At 66.2% G+C, this 22,067-nt stretch carries 17 protein-coding genes; 4 read left to right on the top strand and 13 right to left on the bottom strand.

Annotation, left to right across the window (positions count from 1 at the left end; translation table 11 throughout):
• Positions 1–20 precede the first annotated feature (20 nt).
• From FLL57_RS03740 to FLL57_RS03710, 7 genes are all read right to left on the bottom strand, one after another.
• Positions 21–911, bottom strand: a complete 891-nt coding sequence (locus FLL57_RS03740; protein ID WP_142882173.1) for an NAD(P)/FAD-dependent oxidoreductase — start codon at positions 909–911, stop codon at positions 21–23.
• Positions 912–920: 9 nt separating this feature from the next.
• Positions 921–1,361, bottom strand: a complete 441-nt coding sequence (locus tag FLL57_RS03735) for an RrF2 family transcriptional regulator (protein ID WP_142882172.1) — start codon at positions 1,359–1,361, stop codon at positions 921–923.
• Between the two features lie 98 nt (positions 1,362–1,459).
• Positions 1,460–1,957: a TPM domain-containing protein gene (locus FLL57_RS03730; protein WP_013503615.1), complete on the bottom strand. Its 498-nt coding sequence runs from the start codon at positions 1,955–1,957 to the stop codon at positions 1,460–1,462.
• A gap of 12 nt (positions 1,958–1,969) precedes the next feature.
• Positions 1,970–2,866 (bottom strand): TPM domain-containing protein, encoded by an 897-nt coding sequence (locus FLL57_RS03725; protein WP_185966210.1) that lies wholly within the window; start codon positions 2,864–2,866, stop codon positions 1,970–1,972.
• A 16-nt stretch (positions 2,867–2,882) separates the two neighbouring features.
• A complete protein-coding gene (locus FLL57_RS03720; RefSeq protein ID WP_142882170.1) occupies positions 2,883–3,497 on the bottom strand; it encodes a LemA family protein in 615 nt (204 codons plus the stop codon).
• A gap of 77 nt (positions 3,498–3,574) precedes the next feature.
• Positions 3,575–5,905, bottom strand: a complete 2,331-nt coding sequence (locus tag FLL57_RS03715; protein WP_142882169.1) for a xanthine dehydrogenase family protein molybdopterin-binding subunit — start codon at positions 5,903–5,905, stop codon at positions 3,575–3,577.
• A 263-nt stretch (positions 5,906–6,168) separates the two neighbouring features.
• The gene (locus FLL57_RS03710) at positions 6,169–7,044 is read right to left on the bottom strand and encodes a dihydrodipicolinate synthase family protein (protein ID WP_142882168.1); all 876 of its coding nucleotides are present in this window, start codon (positions 7,042–7,044) and stop codon (positions 6,169–6,171) included.
• Between the two features lie 132 nt (positions 7,045–7,176).
• Between FLL57_RS03710 and FLL57_RS03705 the strand changes: the two genes are divergently transcribed.
• The 3 genes from FLL57_RS03705 to FLL57_RS03695 all read left to right on the top strand — a co-directional run bounded on the left by FLL57_RS03705 (position 7,177) and on the right by FLL57_RS03695 (position 11,536).
• Entirely contained in the window at positions 7,177–9,294 is a 2,118-nt protein-coding gene (locus FLL57_RS03705) for a S9 family peptidase (protein ID WP_142882167.1), read from the top strand.
• Positions 9,295–9,454: 160 nt separating this feature from the next.
• On the top strand, positions 9,455–10,750 hold the full coding sequence (locus FLL57_RS03700) for an O-acetylhomoserine aminocarboxypropyltransferase (protein ID WP_142882166.1): 1,296 nt from the start codon (positions 9,455–9,457) through the stop codon (positions 10,748–10,750).
• Positions 10,751–10,753: 3 nt separating this feature from the next.
• Positions 10,754–11,536 (top strand): alpha/beta fold hydrolase, encoded by a 783-nt coding sequence (locus FLL57_RS03695; protein WP_142882165.1) that lies wholly within the window; start codon positions 10,754–10,756, stop codon positions 11,534–11,536.
• 337 nt (positions 11,537–11,873) lie between these two features.
• Here FLL57_RS03695 and cbbX read toward each other — a convergent pair whose 3' ends face one another.
• From cbbX to FLL57_RS03665, 6 genes are all read right to left on the bottom strand, one after another.
• Positions 11,874–12,797 carry a CbbX protein gene (gene cbbX, locus FLL57_RS03690; RefSeq protein WP_142882164.1) on the bottom strand — a complete coding sequence of 308 codons (924 nt, stop codon included), beginning with the start codon at positions 12,795–12,797 and terminating at the stop codon, positions 11,874–11,876.
• A gap of 2 nt (positions 12,798–12,799) precedes the next feature.
• Complete coding sequence (locus FLL57_RS03685) at positions 12,800–13,222, bottom strand: ribulose bisphosphate carboxylase small subunit (RefSeq protein WP_047309881.1); 423 nt, start codon at positions 13,220–13,222, stop codon at positions 12,800–12,802.
• Between the two features lie 12 nt (positions 13,223–13,234).
• On the bottom strand, positions 13,235–14,692 hold the full coding sequence (locus FLL57_RS03680) for a form I ribulose bisphosphate carboxylase large subunit (protein ID WP_142882163.1): 1,458 nt from the start codon (positions 14,690–14,692) through the stop codon (positions 13,235–13,237).
• Between the two features lie 199 nt (positions 14,693–14,891).
• Positions 14,892–18,365: a PAS domain S-box protein gene (locus FLL57_RS03675; protein ID WP_142882162.1), complete on the bottom strand. Its 3,474-nt coding sequence runs from the start codon at positions 18,363–18,365 to the stop codon at positions 14,892–14,894.
• A 5-nt stretch (positions 18,366–18,370) separates the two neighbouring features.
• A complete protein-coding gene (locus FLL57_RS03670) occupies positions 18,371–19,207 on the bottom strand; it encodes a response regulator (protein WP_142882161.1) in 837 nt (278 codons plus the stop codon).
• A gap of 22 nt (positions 19,208–19,229) precedes the next feature.
• A complete protein-coding gene (locus FLL57_RS03665; protein WP_142882160.1) occupies positions 19,230–19,919 on the bottom strand; it encodes a response regulator in 690 nt (229 codons plus the stop codon).
• 732 nt (positions 19,920–20,651) lie between these two features.
• Between FLL57_RS03665 and FLL57_RS03660 the strand changes: the two genes are divergently transcribed.
• Positions 20,652–21,620 carry a LysR family transcriptional regulator gene (locus FLL57_RS03660; protein WP_047309885.1) on the top strand — a complete coding sequence of 323 codons (969 nt, stop codon included), beginning with the start codon at positions 20,652–20,654 and terminating at the stop codon, positions 21,618–21,620.
• Positions 21,621–22,067: the final 447 nt, after the last annotated feature.

Raw genomic sequence — 22,067 nt, 5'->3', positions numbered from 1 at the left:
GTCAGCGTCCAGCACGGCGCTCACGCCTCCGGCCAGACCAGCGACCGGTGCAGGCCGGCACCCGCCCAGGCGCCGTCGGCAACCGCCAGCGACAGCGAATGCGGCAGTCGCGCCGCGTCGCCGCAGGCGAATGCGCCGGCCACGCTGGTCTGCTTGCCGTCGTCGGTTTGAATCTGGGTGCCGAACGGGGTTTCGGTCAGCGCGCAGCCCAGCGCTTGCGCGATCGGCGTCGCCGGCGCGTTGCGGCTCGCGGTGAAGATGCCGGCGAACGGCAGCTTCCGTCTGTCGCTCAGCACGACGTCGGCACGTCCTTCGATCCGCGCGATCGGTGTCTCGTCGATCGCAACGCCACGCGCGGCCAGATCGTCCCGCCCGGCGTCGTCGAGCACCAGCGCGGCGTTGGTGAACAGCGTCACCTCGCCCCATTCCGGCAGCAACTGCGCCTGGTGCAGCGACATCGGCCCGGTGGCGATCACCGCGATGCGGCCTTTGTCGAGCTCGTAGCCGTGGCAATACGGACAGAGAAACACGCTGACGCCCCAGCGCTCCTGCAGCCCTGCAATCGCCGGCAACGTGTCGGAAACGCCGGTGGCGAACAGCAGCCGCCGCGCATGATGTTGCGCGCCGTCGCCGGTCTCGACCACGAACGCGTCTTTGCGGCCGCTCGCCGCGCGCGCGGTGTCGTCGACCCAGCTCAGCGTCGGGTAGGCCTGGAGCTGCCGGCGCGCGGTCGTGGCGATCGCCGCCGGATCGGCGCCGTCCTGTGACAGGAAGCCATGCGAATGCGCGGCGAAGCGGTTGCGGCGCTGGCCCGCATCGATCACCCGCACGCTGCGGCGCGCACGAACGAGCTGGAGCGCGGCGGCCATTCCGGCATAGGAGCCGCCGATGACGATGACGTCGTGGTGCATGTGAACTCCTTAAGTACGCGTCCGATGCGCGGCGTAGCGGCGGTTGAAGTCGGCCGACAAACTGGCCAGCGTGATCTTGCCGAGCCGGTCCAGCAGCAACGCTTCGGCATCCGCGAACGCGTCGTCGAGCGCAGCGTTCACCGCCTGCTCGACCAGACATTGCGGCGCTTCGTGGCGGTTGCCGATCGCGAACACCGTCGGCTCGCCGAGCGCATCGTAGAGATCGCGCAAGGTGACCGCGTTCAGATCGGCGACGATCTGCCAGCCGCCCGACGGCCCGCGGGCGGAGGCGACCAGTCCGGCATCGCGCAGCAGGCCCATCGTCCGCCGCACCACCACCGGATTAGTACACATGCAGGCGGCGAGCGTTTCGGAGGTCATCGGCTCGCCGCGCTCCGCCATATGCAGCAGCGCGTGCAACACCGAGGACAGGCGACTGTCTCGTTTCATGTAACTTTTGATATTACGAATTAGTCGCAGATGCAAGGGCCACGTCTCGACCCTGTCGAAGACAGCCTTGCTGCGGCCAGCCGAGGGGCTCGCACCGACTACACCACCACCGGTGCGTCGGGCAGTTCGTTGTCGTTGGGACCGTTGCGTGGAAAGTGTTCGGCCAGATGCGCGGTGATGCGGTCGATGCCGCGCAGCACGCCCTGCTCGAACCGGCCTTGGCGAAACTCCGCCTCCATCTCGCGGCAGATCGCTTCCCAGGCGCCGGCGCCGACGCGGCCGTCGATGCCGCGATCGGCGATGATCTCGACATTGTGGTCGGCGAGCAGCAGATAGATCAGCACGCCGTTGTTGTGCTCGGTGTCCCAGATCCGAAGCTGCGAGAAGATATCGAGCGCGCGCTCGCGCGCCGGCTGGTCGCGGAACAGCGGCGCGCCGTCGAGCGCGCCCTCGACCACGAAGCGGATCTGCCCGGCGTGGCGGGTCTCGCTGGCCTTGATGGCCCGCTCGATCGCATCGAACGCATCGGGCGAGAATGCGCGATATACCTTGCCGCGGCTGGTGAACAGGTGCTTGCCGATCCGCCGGATGCCCATCCGTATCTCCACTCACCAATTGCCCGAGGCGCCGCCGCCGCCGAAGCTGCCGCCCCCGCCGCTGAAGCCCCCGCCGCTGCTGCCCGACCCGCTCGACCACGAACCGCCGCCGCCTGACCAGCCGCCGCGGCGCCCGGAGGAGATCGTCGGTCCGCCGAACAGGTCGATCACCAGTGCCAGCAGGAACGCGGCGCAGCCCGCGACCAGCGCGATGTACCACACCAGGCCGAACAACATCGCCACCGCGCCGACGATGACGCCGGTGAGCCCGGAGGCGGCGACGCGGCCGAGCGCCGCCTTCAGGAAACCATTGAGCACCAGCGTGCCGAACAGCAGCGGGATCGCCCAGCCGGTCAGTTCGTCCATCGATTCCGGCGACGACCATTCGTGCTGCGGCTGCGGTGCCGGCAGCGGCTCGCCGTCGATCACGCCGATCATCCGGTCGACCCCGGCCTCGATGCCGCCGTCGAAATCGCCGGTCTTGAATTTCGGCGTGATGATCTCGTCGATGATGCGCTTGGCGGTGACGTCGGGCAGCGCGCCTTCGAGGCCGTAGCCGACCTCGATGCGCAGCTTGCGATCGTTCTTGGCGACCAGCAGGATCGCGCCGTCGTCGACCTTGTTGCGGCCGATCTTCCAGGCTTCGGCGACCCGGATCGAGAACTGCTCGATCGCCTCGGGCTGCGTCGTCGGCACGATCAGCACCGCGATCTGGCTGCCCTTCCGGGCCTCGAATGCCTTCAGCTTCTGATCGAGCCGCGCCACCGCAGCTTCAGACAGCGTGCCGGTCTGATCGACGACGCGGCCGGTCAGGGCCGGCACCGCAACGTCGGCGCGGGCGAACGGCGCCAGCGCCGCCGCGATCACGCACAGCAGCACCGCGAGGCCCGCGGCGCGGACGGCGCGCATCGTCGCGATCATCGCCTTACTTGGCCGGAGCCGGAGCCGGCGCCGGGCTGAAATCGACCTTCGGCGCGGTCGAGATCTCCTTCTCGTTCTCCACCGTGAAGTTCGGCTTTTCATGATAGCCGAACAGCATCGCGGTGAAGTTGGTCGGCACCGAGCGCACCGTGACGTTATACGCCTGCACCGCCTTGATGTAGCGGTTGCGCGCCACGGCGATGCGGTTCTCGGTGCCTTCGAGCTGCGCCATCAGGTTCTTGAACAGCTCGTCCGATTTGAGCTGCGGATAGTTCTCGGTGACGACCAACAGCCGCGACAGCGCGCTCGACAATTCGCCCTGCGCCTGCTGGAACTTCTGGAACGCGGCCGGATCGTTCAGCACCTCGGGCGTCGCCTGGATGCTGCCGACCTTGGCGCGGGCGTTGGTGACGCCGAGCAGCACGTCCTTTTCCTGCTGGGCGAAGCCCTTCACCGAGTTGACGAGGTTCGGCACCAGATCGGCGCGCCGCTGATACTGGTTCACCACCTCCGACCAGGTCGACTTCACCTCCTGGTCTTCGCTCTGGATGGTGTTGTAGCCGCAATTGCTCAGGCTGAGCGCGGCGAGCGCCGCCAGCACCGTCAGAAACTTCCGCATCGATCTCTCCCGCACGCGAACCGGCGCAGCATAGCATGCGCCGGTGTGTCTTTGTCGGTATTGCGGGCGTTGAGGTTCTAGGCCGCCTGGGCCGACTTGGCGTCCTGAATCGCACGCCAGACCTTTTCCGGGGTCAGCGGCGTGTTCAGGGTGGTGACGCCGAGCGGGGCCAGCGCGTCGAGCACGCCGTGCACCACGCAGGGCGGACCGCCGATCGCGCCGGATTCGCCGCAGCCCTTGGCGCCGAGCGGGTTGGTCCGGCACGGCGCCGACGGATCGAGCGTGACGTTGATCGGTGGCAGATTGTCGGCGCGCGGGATGCAGTAGTCGAGATAGCTCGCGGTCAGGAGCTGGCCATCGTCGTTGTAGGCGGCGTTCTCGTACAGCGCCTGGCCGACGCCCTGGGCGATGCCGCCATGGATCTGGCCGGCGACCAGCATCGGGTTCACCGCGTTGCCGACATCGTCCACCGTGGTGTAGCGCACCACGCGGCTGACGCCGGTCTCCGGATCGACCTCGACCTCGCAGATATGCGCGCCGTTCGGCCACGACGGGCCGTCGACCTCGCCGGTGGAGTCGACGCTGAGCCGCGCGCCCTTCTCCTTGGCGGCGATCTCGAACAGGCTGATCTTGCGATCGGTGCCGGCGATGGTCAGCATACCGCCCGAGTATTCGATGTCCTCGACCGAGGCTTCGAGAATGTTCGCCGCCTTCTCGCGCGCCTTGGCGATCATGTCGGCGCTTCCCACCGCCACCGCGGTGCCGCCGACGAACAGCGAGCGCGAGCCGACGCTGCCGAAGCCGACCGCCAGATCGGTGTTGCCCTGGACGACGTCGATCTTGTCGATCGGAATCTCCAGCGCGGCGGCGATCATCTGGGTGTAGGTGGTCTCGAGCCCCTGCCCCATCGCCTGCGTGCCGGAATGCAGCACGACGCGGCCTTCGGCGGTAGCGTGCAGCTTGACGTTCTCGGTGTGGGCGCGGCCGCCGGTCCATTCGATGTAGCTGGTGACGCCGCGGCCGTAGAGCAGGCCCTTCTTCTGCGCCGCCTTCTTGCGCGCCTTGAAGCCGTCCCAATCGGACAGCTCGGCGGCGCGGTCCATCATGTGGGCGAACGCGCCGCTGTCGTACACCTGGCCGACCGCGTTGGTGTAGGGCAGTTGCGACGGCTTGATGTAGTTGATCTTGCGGATCGCGCGCGGGTCCATGTTGAGCTTGCGCGCCGCGGCGTCCATCAGCCGCTCGACGATATACACCGCTTCAGGCCGCCCGGCGCCGCGATAGGCGCCGACCGGCGCGGTGTGGGTCATCACCGCCTTGATGTCGAAATGCACCACCGGGAGGTGATACACGCCGGTCTGCACGAACGGGCCGAGCACCAGCGGAATGATCACGCCGGCCCCCGCCAGGTAAGCGCCGGTGCCGCCGATCGAGCTGACGCGATAGGCCAGCACCTTGCCCTTTGCATCGAGCGCGAACGAGGCTGTCGAGGTCAGATCGCGGCCATGGGTGCCGCCGACGAACTCATCGGTGCGATCGCCGCGCCAGCGGATCTTGCGGTTCAGCTTCACCGCCGCGTAAGCCACCAGCGCATCTTCCGGATAGACGCCGGTCTTCTGGCCGAAGCCGCCGCCGATGTCGCCGACCAGCACCTGAATGCTCTCCTTCGGCCGCTTCAGAATGGCCTCGGCAAGCGCGTCGCGGGTCTGGCCCGGCGTCTGCGACTGGGTGTGCAGGATCAGCCGGCCGGTCTTCTTCTCGATCTCCGCAATGGTCGAGCGCGGCTCCATCGCCGACGGGATCAGCCGCTGGCTGACGAGATCGAGCGACACGGTGTGGGCGGCGCTGGCAAACGCAGCATCGACCTTGGCGGCATCGCCATAGCTCATCGCGGCCACGATGTTGTCGGGTGTCTCGGCCCACACCGCCGGCGCGCCGGGCTGGATCGCCGCGGTCGGATCGGTCACCGCCGGCAGTTCGTGGTACTCGACCGCGATCGCCTCGATCGCCGCCTGCGCGGCGAGCTGCGAGGTCGCGACCACGGCGGCGACCGGCTCGCCGACGAAGCGCACCTTCTCGTGCGCCAGCAGCCGGCGCAGCGGCAGCGCCATCGGCGAGCCGTCCGGCCGCTTGAAGATCGGCAGCGTCGGGATGGTGCCGACATCGTCGGCGACGAGATCGGCGCCGGTCAGCACCGCCTCCACACCCGGCATCGCCTTCGCCGCCTCGGTGTCGATCGAAACGAGATCGGCATGCGCATGCGGCGACCGCATCACCACCAGCCACAACGCCCCGTCGGCGGACTTGTCGTCGAGATAGCCGCCGTGCCCGGTGAGCAGGCGCTGATCTTCCAGACGCTTGACGGGCTGACCCGCGCCGAACCGCATCGAGCCGGGGAGAATGTTCATGCCGTTTCCTTTTGTTGCTTGCTTGGCCGCAGTTTTAGCGGAGAACCGAGCGGTACGCCAAGAGGGGCGCGGGGGCGGACGGGTGTCGTTGCGATGCGCGCAAGCACCATGTTTACGTGGTCATTCCGGGGCGCTCGCGAACGCGAGCGAACCCGGAATCCAGACGTTTTTACAACGATGGGGTGCTCAACAGCTCCAGATTCCGGGTTCGCGCCTGCGGCGCGCCCCGGAATGACGCAGCAAGGAATGCTCGCCCCGAGAGGCTAAGCGATCTCAGCCAGCACCTTCTCCACCGCTTTCCGCTCTTCGGCCGTCAGCGCGGTTTGCGGCGGGATGGGGTCGCCGACGTCGTAGCCTTGCAGCGACAGGCCGGCCTTGATGCAGGCGGCCAAATTGAACTTGGCGAAGGCTTCGTTGACGCGCCACAGCTTGCGCTGCAGCTTCAAGGCCTCGTCCCAGCGCTGCGTCTTGCACAGCTCGTACAGCGCAACGCTCTGGCGCGGCGCGATGCAGGCGGGGCCGGCCATCCAGCCGACGCCGCCGATCAGCATCACCGCCGCGGGAATGTGCGCCGAGGCCGAGAACACTTGCAGTGCGTCGCCGCAGCGACCCATGATCGACAGCAGCCGCCCGGTATTGGTCGACGCGTCCTTGATGTAGCGAATCCGCGGATGCTCGGCGAGCCGGGCGATCACATCCAGCGTCAGATCCGAGCGCTGGAATTGCGGGTTGGTGTAGATCACCACCGGAATCTCGACCGCATCGGCGATGGCGCGGAAATAGCTTTCGATCTGCGCGTCCTTGAGCGGAAAATACGCTTCGAGAATCGCCAGAATGCCGTCGGCGCCCAGCTTCTCGTAAAGCCTCGCCTGCGCCACCGCATCCGCCACCGAGGTCGAGGCGACGCCGGCGACCACCGGCACGCGGCGCTGCGCGGCCTCGATCGTCGCCCGCACCACCGCTTCGCGTTGTGCGGTGCCGAGATAGGCGAATTCGCCGGTCGAGCCGAGCGGCGTCAGCCCGTGCACGCCGGCCTGGATCAGATCGTCGCACAGCCGGCCCATCACATCGGCGCGAACGCGGCCTTCCGCATCGAGCGGAGACACCAGATAAGGGAACACGCCGTGAAAATCCGCCATCATCCAATCCCGTCACTTGTCCACATCGGGCCGCCGGAACCGGCGCCCGGCGCCTATCCAGCGCAATCCGCCCGGCGCCGCAAGGCGGAAACGTGCTAAGCCTGCCCGACCCACCCTGAACGAGACCTGCCGATGACCTCTGCCCTGCCCCGTGCCGCCAACCAGCAACCGCCGGTCGCGCCGCGCCGTCCGCATAGCTTCACCACCCACGGCATCACGCTGACCGACGACTATGCCTGGCTGAAGGATCCGAACTGGCAGGAGGTGCTGCGCGATCCGTCGCTGCTCGATCCGGACATCCGCAGCTATCTCGAGGCCGAGAACGGCTACACCGACAGCGTGCTCGGCCACACCACCAGTTTGCAGAAGAAGCTGGTCGCTGAGATGCGCGGCCGGATCAAGGAGGACGATTCCAGCGTCCCGTCGCCGGATGGGCCTTACGCTTACTTGCGCAAATATCGCGAGGGCGGCCAGCATCCGCTGTACGGCCGCGTCGCGCGCGACGGCAGCGGCGAGATCGACATCATCCTCGACGGCGACGAACTGGCCAAGGGCCACGACTACTTCCAGTTCGGCGATCGCCGGCATTCGCTCGACCACAAGCTCGAAGGCTGGAGTGCCGACACCAAGGGCTCGGAATACTACACCATCCGCGTCCGCGACTGGGCGACCAAGCAGGACCTGGCCGACGTGGTCGAGGAGACCGACGGCGGTCTGGTGTGGACCGCGGATTCGAGCGCGTTCTTCTACGTCAAGCTCGACGACAACCACCGCCCGATGCAGGTGTGGCTGCACAAGCTTGGCACGAAGCAGGCCGACGACCTTCTGATCTATGAAGAGCCGGATTCCGGCTGGTTCACCCACATCCACGAAAGCACCAGCGGCCGGTTCTGCGTCATCGCCGGCGGCGATCACGAGACTTCCGAGCAGCGGTTGATCGACGTCTCCGACCCGACCGCGCCGCCGCGCCTCGTCGCAAAGCGCGAACTCGGCGTGCAGTATTCGCTCGGCGACCGCGGCGACGAACTGTTCATCCTGACCAATGCCGACGGCGCGATCGACTTCAAGATCGTCACCGCGCCGCTGGCTGAACCGACCCGCAACAACTGGCGTGACCTGATCCCGCACCGCGCCGGGATCTATGTGATCGATTTCGATCTCACCACCTGCCACCTGATCCGGCTGGAGCGCGCCAATGCGCTGCCGTCGATCACCATCCGCGACCTGAAGACCGGCGACGAGCACGCCATCGCGTTCGCCGAGACCGCGTATTCGCTCGGCACCATCGGCGGCTACGAATTCGACACCACGAACCTGCGGTTCTCGTATTCGTCGATGACGACGCCGTCGGAAGTCTATGATTACGACATGGCGACGCGGCAGCGCGTCTTGTGCAAGCGCCAGGAGATTCCCTCCGGCCATAATCCGGCCGACTACGTCACCACCCGGATCATGGCGAAGGCGGACGACGGCGCCGAGGTGCCGGTGTCGATCCTGCATCGGGCCAGCCTCACACTCGATGGAAAGGCACCACTGCTGCTGTACGGCTACGGCTCGTATGGCCACGCGATGGGCGCCGGCTTTTCGGCCAACGCGCTGTCGCTGGTCGATCGCGGCTTCGTCTATGCGATCGCCCACATCCGCGGCGGCGCCGACAAGGGCTGGGGCTGGTATCTGGACGGCAAGCGCGAGAAGAAGCCCAACTCGTTCGACGACTTCGCCGCCAGCGCCCGCGCGCTGTGTGCTGCGAACTACACCTCGCCCAAGCGTATCGTCGCCCACGGCGGCAGCGCCGGCGGCATGCTGATGGGCGCGGTCGCTAATCGCGCCGGTGAGCTGTTCGCCGGCATCGTCGCCGAGGTGCCGTTCGTCGACGTGCTCAACACCATGCTGGACGACACCCTGCCGCTGACGCCTCCAGAGTGGCCGGAGTGGGGCAATCCGATTGCGAGCGAAGCCGACTTCAAGACCATCCTGTCGTATTCGCCCTACGATAACGTCGCCGCCAAAGAATATCCGGCTATCCTGGCGATGGGCGGTCTCACCGATCCGCGCGTCACCTATTGGGAGCCGGCCAAATGGGTGGCGAAGCTGCGCGCCACCATGACCGGCGGCGGTCCGGTGCTGCTGCGTATCAACATGGGCGCCGGCCACGGCGGCGCCTCCGGCCGCTTCAGCCGGCTCGACGAGATCGCGATCGTCTATGCCTTCGCGCTGTGGGCGGTCGGCCTGGCTGACGCCGCGGCGTGAGCGTGGCATAAAGCCATTCAGACAACCCCTCCCCGTCATTGCGAGGAGCGCAGCGACGAAGCAATCCAGCTCCGTGCACGGTGCTTCTGGATTGCTTCGCCTTCGGCTCGCAATGACGGAGCCCAACTAACAAGCCTTCAGGAAACATCCCGAGCACATCATGGCCGCACCCAAACCGCCCGGATTTGAAACCCTCAGCCTGCATGCCGGACAGCATCCCGATCCGCTGACCGGCTCGCGCGCGGTGCCGATCTATCAGACCACCTCCTACGTGTTTCAGGACACCGACCACGCCGCGGCGCTGTTCAACATGGAGCGGCCCGGCCACCTGTACACCCGGATTTCCAACCCGACGATCGCGGTGCTGGAAGAGCGGATCGCCGCGCTGGAGAACGGCGTCGGCGCAGTGGCGACCGCGAGCGGCATGGCGGCGCTGCATCTTGCGATCGCGACGCTGTTGAACGCCGGCGATCACATCGTCGCCTCATCCTCGCTGTACGGCGGCACGATCAACCTGCTCGCGCACACGCTGCCGCGGTTCGGCATCACCACGACGTTTGTGGCGCCGCGCGACCACGCCGGCCTTGCGGCAGCGATCCAGCCGAACACCCGGCTGATGATCGGCGAGACCATCGGCAATCCGGGCCTCGAAGTGCTCGACATCCCGAAGGTCGCGGGAATCGCCCACGAGGCGAAGATCCCGCTCCTGATCGACAACACCTTCGCGACGCCCTACCTGAGCAAGCCGATCGAGCTCGGCGCCGACATCGTGATGCATTCGGCGACCAAATGGCTCGGCGGCCACGGCATTGCGATCGGCGGTGTGCTGGTCGACGGCGGCCGGTTCGACTGGCGCGGCTCCGGCAAGTTTCCGACGCTGACCGAGCCCTATGCCGGCTATCACGACGTCGTCTTCGACGAGCAGTTCGGCCCGCCCGCGTTTGTAATCCGCGCCCGGATGGAAGGACTGCGCGACTTCGGCGCGTGTCTTTCGCCGACCAATGCGTTCCAGTTGCTGCAGGGCATCGAGACGCTGCCGGTGCGGATGGATCGGCATGTCGCCAACACCAGGGCGGTGCTCGACTTCCTCCAGGCCAACAAAGCGGTCGATTGGGTGCTGCATCCGACGCTGGAGAACCACCCCGACTACGAACTGGCAAAGACGCTGCTGCCGAACGGCGCCGGCTCGATCATCTCGTTCGGCATCAAGGGCGGCCGCGCCGCCGGCCGCAAGTTCATCGAAGCGCTGCGGCTGACCAGCCATCTCGCCAATGTCGGCGACGCCAAGACGCTGGTGATTCATCCGGCTTCGACCACGCATCAGCAGATGACCGCGGAGCAACTGAAGGCCGCCGGCATCGGCGAGGAGCTGATCCGGCTGTCGGTCGGCATCGAGACCGCCGACGACATTATCGCTGACCTGGCGCAGGCTCTGCGCGTTTCGCAGAAGGGCTGAGTCATGCAGATCAAGGTCAACGGGACAGACACCTTCGTTGCCACCGGCGGCAAGCCGTTCGACGCGTCGCTGCCCGCCGCGGTGTTCATTCACGGCGCCGGCTTCGACCGCTCGGTGTGGGCGTTGCAGACGCGCTGGTTCGCGCACCACGGCTATGCTGTGCTGGCGCCCGACCTCCCCGGCCACGGCCGCTCCGGCGGCGAGCCGCTGAAGACGATCGCCGAAATGGCCGACTGGATCGCCGCGCTGCTCGACGCCACGGGCGCGCAGCCGGCCAAGCTGATCGGCCATTCGATGGGCTCGCTGATCGCGCTGGAGACCGCCGCGCGCCACCCGGCCAAGGTGGCGTCGCTGGCACTGATTGGCACCACCTCGACCATGGCGGTCGGCCCGGATCTGCTGAAAGCTGCCGAGGCCAACGACCCTGCCGCGGTTGCGATGATGACGATCTGGGGCCTCGGCCCGGATGCCGAGATCGGCGGCAACCTCGCTCCCGGCCTGTGGATGCACGGCGGCTCGGTACGCGTGCTCGAAGCCAACAAGCCCGGCGTGATCTTCAACGATCTGTCCGCCTGCAACGACTACAAGGACGCGCTGACGGCCGCGGCGAAGGTGACGGTGCCGACGCTGTTCATCCTCGGCGAACGCGACATGATGACCCCGACCAAGAACGGCAAGACGCTGGCAGCCGCGATTGCGGATTCACGCACCGTGATCCTGAAAGGCGCCGGCCACACCATGATGGTCGAGCGCCCGGACGAGGTACTCAAGGCGCTGCAGGGGTAAGCGTCCGCCAGCCCACGCCCGTCATTCCGGGGCGCTCGCGCCAGCGAGCGAACCCGGAATCCCGAGCTGTGGAGCACCCGGCGTCGCCACACGTTCTCTTCACCCTCCCCTGGAGGGGGAGGGTGATCCTCAAGGTGCCGGCCACACCATGATGGTCGAGCGCCGGGACGAGGTGTTGAAGGCGTTACAAGGGTAAGCGCTCTCTTGCACCACACTCGTCATTCCGGGGCGCTCGCGCGAGCGAGCGAACCCGGAATCCCGAGCTGTGGAGCATCCGGCGTCGCAACAACTTCTGGATTCCGGGTTCGCGCTTCGCGCGCCCCGGAATGACCGTCGATTAGTTTGTCCCCTCGCCCTTCCCGAACACCCGGCTCGCCAGCACATCGCTCGCTTCGATCGTCATGATGTCCTCGGCGGTCAGCGAGCGGTCGAGGTCGGCGATCAGGCGGTTGGCCTGGCGCAGGCGGATGCGGTCCAGCGCGTTGCGGATCGAGCGGGCGTTGGCGAACAACGGCTGGGTCTTGCGGATGCCGATGTAGCGCTCGAACGCGGCCTTCGCTTCCGGGGCGAAGTGATAGTTCTGCTCGTTCAGCATCCCTTCGGCGATCGTCAGCAATTCGCCGTCGGTGTAGTCGGGGAAGTCGATATGGTGGGCGATCCGCGAGCGGAAGCCGGGATTGCTCTGGAAGAACTTCTCCATCCGGTCGGCATAGCCGGCCAGGATCACCACCAGATCGTCGCGCTGGTTCTCCATCACCTGGAGCAGGATCTCGATCGCTTCCTGGCCGTAGTCGCGCTCGTTCTCCGGGCGATACAGATAGTAGGCCTCGTCGATGAACAGCACGCCGCCCATCGCCTTCTTCAAGACTTCCTTGGTCTTCGGCGCGGTGTGGCCGATATATTGCCCGACCAGTTCGTCGCGGGTCACCGAGACGACGTGGCCGCGGCGAACGAAGCCGAGCTTGTGCAGGATCGAGGCGATGCGCAGCGCCACCGTGGTCTTGCCGGTGCCGGGATTGCCGGTGAACGACATGTGCAGCGTCGGGTTGCCGGTGGCGAGCCCCATCCGCTTGCGCAGGCGTTCGACCAGCAGCAGCGCGGCGATCTCGCGAATGCGGGTCTTCACCGGCTTCAGCCCGATCAGCTCACGATCGAGCTGGTCCAGCACTTCACCGATGCCGACTTCGTTGAACTCGGCGCGGAGATCGACGCGCGCGGGCGGCGCGTCGTCTCCATTGGTCGTCGTTGCTGTCGTGTCCACGATCAGCCTCCGTAGCGGCGGCCTTCAGGCTTGTCGGCCGAATAGGCGCGCGTGGTGTAACGCATGTTGCGGCCGTCGACCTCCTGACGGTCGAGCCGGAAGCCGGGTTCGTCCTTCGGGCGGTTGACGATGAACGACAGCCGCACCGATTCCCAGCCGTGCGAAGAATCGAATGCCGACAGCCGGATGTAGCGATCGCCATAGATCTTGCGGCATTCATTCAGCTCCATCATCACGCCGGCGGCGTCCTGCAGATCGAACATCGGCAGGCCCCACATCTCCCAATAGGTGTTGCGGGGATGCGGGTCGTCGGTGAATTCGAGGTTCACCGCCCAGCCCTTGGACAGCGCGTATTGCACCTGGGCGGCGATCTGCTCGTCGGTGAGATCGGGCAGGAACGAGAAACAGCCTTGGGTCAGTCGCATGGGTGCGCTCCTTTAGACCGAGACCGACGGGGTCGGCGCGTAGTCGGGGGTATCGGTGGATTCGTAGTTGAAGGTCACGTTCTTCCAGGTGTCGAGCGCGGCCTTCAGCGGCGTGCAGGTCTGCGCCGCCTTGGCGAGGATTTCCGGACCTTCGTGCAGGTAGTCGCGGCCCTCGTTGCGGGCGAGGATCATGGCTTCCAGCGCGACGCGGTTGGCGGTGGCGCCGGCCGCGATGCCCATCGGGTGGCCGATGGTGCCGCCGCCGAACTGCAGCACGACGTCTTCGCCGAGCAGGTGGAGCAACTGGTGCATCTGGCCGGCGTGGATGCCGCCGGAGGCCACCGGCATCAGCTTGTTGAGGCTGGCCCAATGCTGGTCGAAGAACAGCCCGTTCTCCAGCGCCATCGGGTTGAAGTCCTCGCGGCAGATGTCGTAGTAGCCCTTGGTGGTCGCCGGATCGCCTTCGAGCTTGCCGACCACGGTGCCGGCATGGATGTGGTCGACGCCGGCGAGCCGCATCCACTTGGCGATGACGCGGAACGACACGCCGTGATTGCGCTGCCGCGTGTAGGTCGAGTGACCGGCACGATGCAGATGCAGGATCATGTCGTTCTTGCGCGCCCACTTCGCCATCGACTGGATCGCGGTGTAGCCGATCACGAGGTCGATCATGACGATGATCGAGCCGAGCTCCTTGGCGTATTCAGCGCGCTCGTACATGTCCTCCATCGTCGCCGCGGTGACGTTGAGGTAGGTGCCCTTGATCTCGCCGGTCTGGGCCTGCGCCTTGTTGACCGCCTCCATGCAGTACTGGAAGCGCTCGCGCCAGTGCATGAACGGCTGCGAGTTGATGTTCTCGTCGTCCTTGGTGAAGTCGAGACCGCCCTTCAGCGCTTCGTACACCACGCGGCCGTAGTTGCGGCCCGACAGGCCGAGCTTCGGCTTGACGGTGGCGCCGAGCAGCGGACGGCCGAACTTGTCCATGCGCTCGCGCTCGACCACGATGCCGGTCGCCGGGCCCTGGAACGTCTTCACATAGGCGATCGGCAGCCGCATATCCTCGAGCCGCAGCGCCTTCAGCGGCTTGAAGCCGAACACGTTGCCGATGATCGACGCGGTGAGGTTGGCGATCGAGCCCGGCTCGAACAGGTCGAGGTCGTAGGCGATATAGGCGAAGTACTGGCCGGGGGAATTCGGCACCGGATCGACCCGGTAGCACTTGGCGCGATACTTCTCGGCCGCGGTCAGCCGGTCGGTCCACACCACGGTCCAGGTCGCGGTCGAGGATTCGCCGGCGACCGCCGCGGACGCTTCGATCGGATCGACGCCGTCCTGCGGGGTGACGCGGAACAGCGCGATGACGTCGGTGTCCTTCGGCTCGTAGTCGGGCTCCCAATAGCCCATCTTCTTGTATTCCATCACGCCCGACTTGTACCGGTCCTTGCCGCGGATGGTGGTTGTCTCGTTCATGTCGTCCTCCTTGAAAGCCCTGTCCGGCCGAGGCGGCAGGATGATCGGACGCCGTTCGGAAGCCTGATCGCGCGGCTCGCGCGATGCCGATCGGCGCCGGATTGCGTTGCGGGACGACTTTGACCACAACCGCCTAAATAAGAGAAATTTCAATATCTTCGATATTGCAAAAGAAATTCTTATATCGCGCCGGCCCGGCTCAGACCAGTTGTTGCGCTCCGTCGAGTACCGGAGCGGCGTTGTCCAAAGCGTCGTGGAGCGCGGCGAAAGCGCCGGGAATATCCTTGTTGGGCTGGCAGGCTCGCTCCATCCGGCGGCACGCCGCCGCCAGCTGCATGAAGCCGAGCTGGCCGGCCAGCGACACGGTCTTGTGAGCCACCGCTCCGAGCGCGGTGCGGGACTCCTGGTCGAGCTGCGAGGCATCGATGTGGTGCGGCCATTGCGCCCGGATACGCGCCGTGGCGTCGCGAAGCTGGGCGAAGAAGCCGGCGATATCGTCATCGCTGGCGAACAGCCGCAGATCTTCCAGCGCCTCGTGATCACGCACCGGAGGCTCGATCTCCGAACCGAGGTCGACCGGCGCCAGCGGTTCCGACGGCACGTGCGGCACGCCGACGTCTGCCCATCGCGCCACGCAGGCGAGCAGTTCGGCGCGGTTGATCGGCTTGCCGAGGTGCCCGTCCATCCCCGCCGCCTTGTAGCGTGCCACCTGCTCAGGAAGGACGTTCGCAGTGAGCGCAATGATCGCCCCCCCGCCCCCCTCCCCACCAAGAGCGCGGAGGCGGCGGGTGGCCTCGAGACCGTCCATTTCGCCCATTTGAATGTCCATGAAGATCACGTCGTAGCGGCGGCTGCCGACCATCGCGATCGCGGCGCTGCCACCGTCGGCGAGGTCGACCTCGTGGCCGGCCCGGGTCAGCATGGTCTTGCACAGATCGCGATTCATCTCGACGTCGTCCACCACCAGGATCTTGAGGCTGCGGCCGGCCTCCACCAGCGTTTCGCTCCTCTCGATGTCGAGCTCGGCGGCGATCGGCAGTTCGATCTCGAAATAGAACGTGCTCCCGCGGCCGGGCGCGCTGTCGATGCCGATCTCGCCGCCCATCGCCTGAACGATGCGCTGCGAGATCGCGAGGCCGAGCCCGGTGCCGCCGTATTTGCGGGAGATCGTCTCGTCGGCCTGACTGAAGCGCTTGAACAATCCCTTCTGATCCTGTGCCGAGATGCCGATGCCGGTGTCGGTGACGGTGATACGCAGCCGCGCACGATCGCCGACGCGCGACAGGCAGGCGACGTTCAATTCGACGGAGCCGGCCTCGGTGAACTTGACGGCATTGTTGAGCAGATTGAGGAGCACCTGTCGCAGGCGCGCACCATCGCCCATCAGAACCGCCGGGATTTCGTGCGCGTCGACCCGCAGTTCAAGTCCCTTCTTCTCGGCCTTCCGCTGGATGATCGACATGCAGTTGTCGATCAGTTGCTCGACGTAGAGCGGCTTGCTTTCCAGCGTCACGCCGAGCGCCTCGATCTTCGAGAAGTCGAGGATGTCGTCGATGATCACCCGCAACGAGTCGCTGGCTTCGAAAATCCGTATCACCTGCCGACGGGTGTCCAGCGCCAGCGTCTGGTCTTCCAGCACCAGATCGGCGTAGCCGATGATGCCGTTGAGCGGGGTGCGGATCTCGTGGCTCATATTGGCGAGGAAATCCGCCTTGGCGGCGCCGGCCTTCTCGGCGCTGGCGCGCGCGGCCTTCAGTTCGTTCTCGTATTTGAGCTGCTCGGTCAGATCGACCGCGATTCCGAGGACACCGAGATCGGTCCCGTCTTTCGTCCGCAGCCGGCTGAGCGTCAGCCGGACGGGAATCCGGCCCCCCTCCGCGTTGATATAGGTCCACACCGCGGTGTCGGGATCGCTGCGCGCGAGGCGCGCACGCAGCACGCCGAGATTCGAGCCGACATCGACCCCCTCCTGCCGCAACGCGTCGGCGCGCGCGGCGAGTTCATCGGGATCGTGAAACAGCATCGCGGTCGCCCGGCCGATCAGATCCTCGGCCTCGTAGCCCAGCATCCGCTCGGCCGCAGGATTGAACAGCGTAATGGTGCCGGTGACGTCGGTGGCGATCACCGCATAAGCGGCGCGTTCGAGGATGGCGGACTGCAGTGTGAGCGTTTTCTCGAGCTGCGCGGTGCGCTCGGCGACCTGCCGTTCCAGCCAGGCGTTGAGGTTGCGGATCTTGTGTTCGGCCGCCACCAGATCGGTGATGTCGCGCGCGGCGGTCGCGATGCCGATCAGTGAACCGTCTTCGCAGCGGATCGGCGAGACGCTGACGGCGACGTCGACGGGATCGCCGTTGCGTTTGTTGCGCTTGGTCCGGAAATGGCTGACCTTCTGTCCATCGCGGATGTCGGCGAAGATGCGGCTTTCCTCGTCCCAGAGCGACTCCGGAACGATCAATTCGGTCGTCGGCCGGCCGATCGCCTCTTCGGCGGAATAGCCGAACAATCGCTCGGCCGCCTTGTTCCAGTCGACCACCGTGCCGTCGACCGATTTGGCGATGATCGCGTCGTTCGAGCTTTCGAAGATCGCCGCCAGCCGCGACCGTGCGATGTCGTGCTCGGCGCGGCGGGCCTTATACGAAATCTGCAGATTGACGAGCGAGGTGAGCAGAAATCCGAGCGCCAGCGTGACGGTGAAGCCGAGCCACGGGCTCGGCAGACTCAAGGAGTTCACGAACGGCGGCAACGCCCAGATCTGGATGTGCCAGGTGCGGCCGTAGACCGCGAACGAAATCTCGCGTGCCGGCAACGACATCCCAACGTCCTGCGGCCTGCCGACGGTGTGAAACGGCGCTCCGCCATCGTCGGTCAGTGTAAACCCGAACGCGCCGGTGCCGCTGTGGAGGTCCGCCAGGATCTGGTAGATGTCGATCGCGGTGAAGGCCCAGCCGATCAGCGCCCGTCGCCGCTGCTCCTCGGTCGCGATCGGATCGCCGGTGCGATACACCGGCAGCAGAATCAGCACTCCGCTGTCCATCCCGCTGATCGGTAGCAGTTCGATCGGCGCCGTCATCGTCGCCTCGCCGGTCGCCGCGGCCGCATCGGCAGCCGTCTTGCGGCTGCTCTCCGAGGCCAGATCGATGCCGTACGCGACGGCGTTGATGTGGCTCGGCTCAAGGTAGGTGACGAGGTATCGCGTACCGTCGTGCGGGGCCAGTTGGGAGACCTTGTAGGTCGGCTGACCGCCGGCGCGCCGCTGCGCGACGAACGCCGCCACGTCCTGCGGTTCGACCGGACGGACGAAGCCAAATCCGCGGGCGCCCGGGAACTCCCGGAGAAAGTCGCGCGTCTCGGCGTAGCGATGAAAGGTGTCGAAGCTGATCGACTCGCCGCCGCTGGCCACCACGACGCCGCGCGCGGCCAGCAGTCCGAAGCGATAGCTGCCGAGATTGTCCTCGAGCTGATCGGTGAAATCAGCGGCGAGCGCATCGAACTTGCGCGCCACGGTGCGGACATTCTGCTCCGCGACCCCATAGGCGACGAGGGCGCTCAACAGCGCGCTGGCCACCGTTCCGACGACCATCCCGACCAGCCACCGCCGCTGCGCCGCCCGCTCGCGCGCGACCGGCTGCGAGACCTTGGGTGCGGACGCTCCTGGGGACAGGCAGGCAACCATCGGTGTCAGAGCTTCACGGCAGCAATCGGCTCGGCCGAGCAATATTGCTGGATCGCATCGAACAGCTCGCTGACGTCGAACGACTTCCTGAAGATGCCGACGGCGCCGGGATAGCCCAGCATCTCTCGCTTGAGCTGCTTGGCAGTGGTCTCGTCGAGCTCCCTTCCGCTGATGACGATGACCGGGATCTGCGCCGTGGCGCGCGAGCTCCGCAGCCGCATGATCAGAAATTCCGCGTCGCCTTCGGGCATGTAGTAGTCGGTGACGACGACACTGGGATAGTGGCTGGCGGCGAGCCGCAGGGCACGGGCCGCATTGGGCGCGTACAGCACCTCGATGCCGAGCTTCTTCAGACGGCTGGACAAGAACTGGGCGACCTGCTCGTCGTCGTCGACCACCAGCACGCGCGGATTGCTCGGCACCGCGTCCGGCATCGTCGCAAACGGCCCGATCTGCTCGGCGATCGCTTCGGCCATGTGCGGAAAGATCTCCGTGAGGGCCTGGCAGATATCCTGCCAGAATTGCTCGCGCTTGCAGGCGTAGAACAGCCCCATCGCTTCGCAGTGCTGCAGCGTTTCGTCGCTCGGGGTGCCGGTGACGATGATGACGTCCGCCGCAAGGCCGCCCGGTTCGAGCAGATGGTACGAGGCGGTGAGCCCGTCGAGCTTCGGCATGTTGATGTCGACGATGATCAGGTCGGGCGAGCTGCGTCTGGCCTTCAGCAGCATCTGCAGGCCGTTGGTCGCGGTGTCGACCTCGAACCCCATCTTCCTGCAGCGGGTCGACAGCGCCGCCAGAACGGCAGGATCATCGTCGGCAATCAGGATCACGGGCGCGTTCATACGGCTCTCCAAATCGCGATGATCAATCCGGTTGCGGGCCGCTGTTCCGATCGAGCAATTCGAGGAGGCCATCCAGCCCTGCAAGCGTGTCGGCTCGGGCGACGCCGTCGGACGTCATATGTGCGATCCCGTCCTCGACCGCTGCCGCAGCATCGCTGATCGCTCCGAAGCCGTAGATCCCCGCGACACCCACCAGCTTGTGGACGACGTGCCGCAAATCGTCCGGTGCGCCGCCGGCTTCGAAGGGTCCGCGCAACTCCCGGAGCAACGCGGCATCGTCTTTGAAGCGGTCCCGGATTCCGATCTCCGGCGCCGGGCCGGCGTCGTCGACCGCGGTTGCCGCGAGCGCCAGATATCCGCGCACGCTGCCGATCAACTCCCGCAGGTTGAAAGGCTTTGCGATGATGCCGGACGCGCCGAGCGCTTTGAAATCGGCGATGTCCTCGAATCGGCCACAGGCGGTGGTGAACACGACCGGGATTCCCATGGTGAGCGGCCGATTGCGCAACTCCCCGAGCAACTGGAGGCCGTCGACCTCGGGCATCGAAACGTCGCTCAAAATCAGATCCGGCAGCCATTCGGCAGCGGCGCGCATCCCCTCCTCGGCGGAGAGGCACCCTCTCGTTTCGAGCGTCGGATCACGTGACAGTACCGCAGCAACAACTTTCAGCATCGCCGGATCGTCGTCGATATGCAGAACGCGACTCTTCACACGACCTCCCTATCCGACACCCGCGCGCCGGTCCTGCCGTGACAAACAACCTCTCCGACCCGCATCGACGCAGCGCCATGACGACCACCACAACGAGCCTCATGACGGACCAAATGACGAACCCCACGACGACCACCATGATAGTTAGCTCGCTAACATACCGTTTAAGTGACCTCGATTCTCACTCGATGGAAAGCACCCCGGCCAGTTACTCGGTATTACACGTAGTTACGTACTAATTTCGACATTACTCGGAACTTTACGAAGCCCCCTCCCCGTACAATCCACACTCCGCCAGACGACGCACACGCCGGACCAGTCCCCCATCGAAGCGACCGCACCCGACCCGCAGCGCCGTCGACGCAACTAATCGACTCGACGCGCCAACAACCGCAACTAATCGAATTGTCGCAGCAGCCGACGACACACGCGCGCACGTCATCCGGCGCACCTCTCCGACACGACACACATCTGCGGTTCGTGATCAGCCGAAACTAACGCACGCCAGTCGCCCCTGTTCGACGCGCGCCAGCTACGGCGCTGATACGCAAGCCGCCGGGCACGCCGATCGATGTCCGATCACCGTCCACCTCGACATCGTCGAACGCCCGATCGGCGCCTGCCGTGCCGGACGTGCCGCCGGTGCGGACGACACAGCGCGTTCGGTCAAGGTTGACCCTCCCGAGCGAATGACCGAAACTCGACCACCGCCACGCATACAGTCGTTGTTCGATGAGTCGACAATTCAGGACCGTCTCGATCCGCCAGCTCCGCGCGCTGGCGGCGTTGGCAGAGACCGGCAGCATCACCGCGGCGGCAGTCAAATTGAACCTGACGCAGCCGGCCGTGACGCTGCAGCTCCGCAATCTGCAGGCGCTCGCCGATCTGCCGCTGATCCAGCGCAGCAGTGACGGCATGCGGCTGACCGACGCCGGGCGCGAAGTGCTGGCGCTCAGCGAGCGGATCGAGGCCGCGATCGCCGCGTGCGAGACCTCGCTGGAGATGATCGCCGGCAAGACCGCGGGACGAATTTCGATCGGCGCGGTGTCGACCGCGAAGTACTTCGTGCCGTTCGCGATCTCGGGCTTTCTCAAGCGTCATCCGAAGATCGACGTGCATCTGTCGATCGGCAATCGCCAGGAAATCGGCGCCGAGCTGCGCAACTACGAACTCGACATCGCCATCATGGGACGTCCGCCGGTCGATCTCGAGGTCGACGTCCACCTGATCGGCGACCATCCACACGTCGTCATCGCGCCGACCGCGCATCGGCTGGCCCGCAAGGACGGCATTGCGCCGGCCGAACTGGCGAGCGAGACCTTCGTGACCCGCGAGCCCGGCTCGGGCACGCGCAGCCTGATGGAGCAGTTCTTCGGCGGCGCCGGAATCAGCCCGGCGATCGGCATGGAGATGACCAGCAACGAGACCATCAAGCAGGCGGTGATTGCCGGGCTCGGCATCGCCTTCATCTCGGCCCACACCGTCGCCACCGAGCTCGACGAGCGGCGGTTGGTGATTCTGGATGTCGAAGGATTGCCGGTGGTGCGGCAGTGGTTCGTGGTCAGCCGTCGGGACAAGGTGCTGCTGCCGCCGGCGCGGGCGATGCTCGACTTCCTGAAGGCCGAAGGCCCGCAGTTCCTGCCGCGCACCCACGGCCGGCTACGGCTGACCCGGCCCTCGCCCCGCGGCAAGCGGGGCTGACCGAAGGGGACCGGCGGTCCTGATCCGCCGAGCCCGGCCCTGACCGTCGAAGATTTCTGACGTTCGGCCTTGCCGAATGCCCCCTCACCCGGATTGCTGCGCAATCCGACCTCTCCCCGCGCGCGGGGAGAAGTTAGAGCGGTTCATCGTTTGATTGAAACGATCCGACTTTTCCGAAGGCACTGAGTCCTCATCCTGAGGAGACCGGCGAAGCCGGGCGTCTCGAAGGATGGGGCAACGCATTCCCTGCGTCACATGGTTCGAGACGGCGCTACGCGCCTCCTCACCATGAGGTTGTAGGTGTGGCACGCGGTGCGGATCAGCTCTGATTCTATAAATTGCAGAACTGCTCTGGGCCGAGCGCGAGACTGAGACTCTCAAGCGTCCGCGCCAGGTCGGGCTCAGGCGCCACCCCAAGAGCGGCTCGCTCCCTCTCCCCGCTCTTCG

Origin of the sequence: Rhodopseudomonas palustris, from assembly GCF_007005445.1 — a bacterium.
GTDB lineage: Bacteria > Pseudomonadota > Alphaproteobacteria > Rhizobiales > Xanthobacteraceae > Rhodopseudomonas > Rhodopseudomonas palustris_G.
This window is presented reverse-complemented; position numbering and strand designations above follow the sequence as displayed.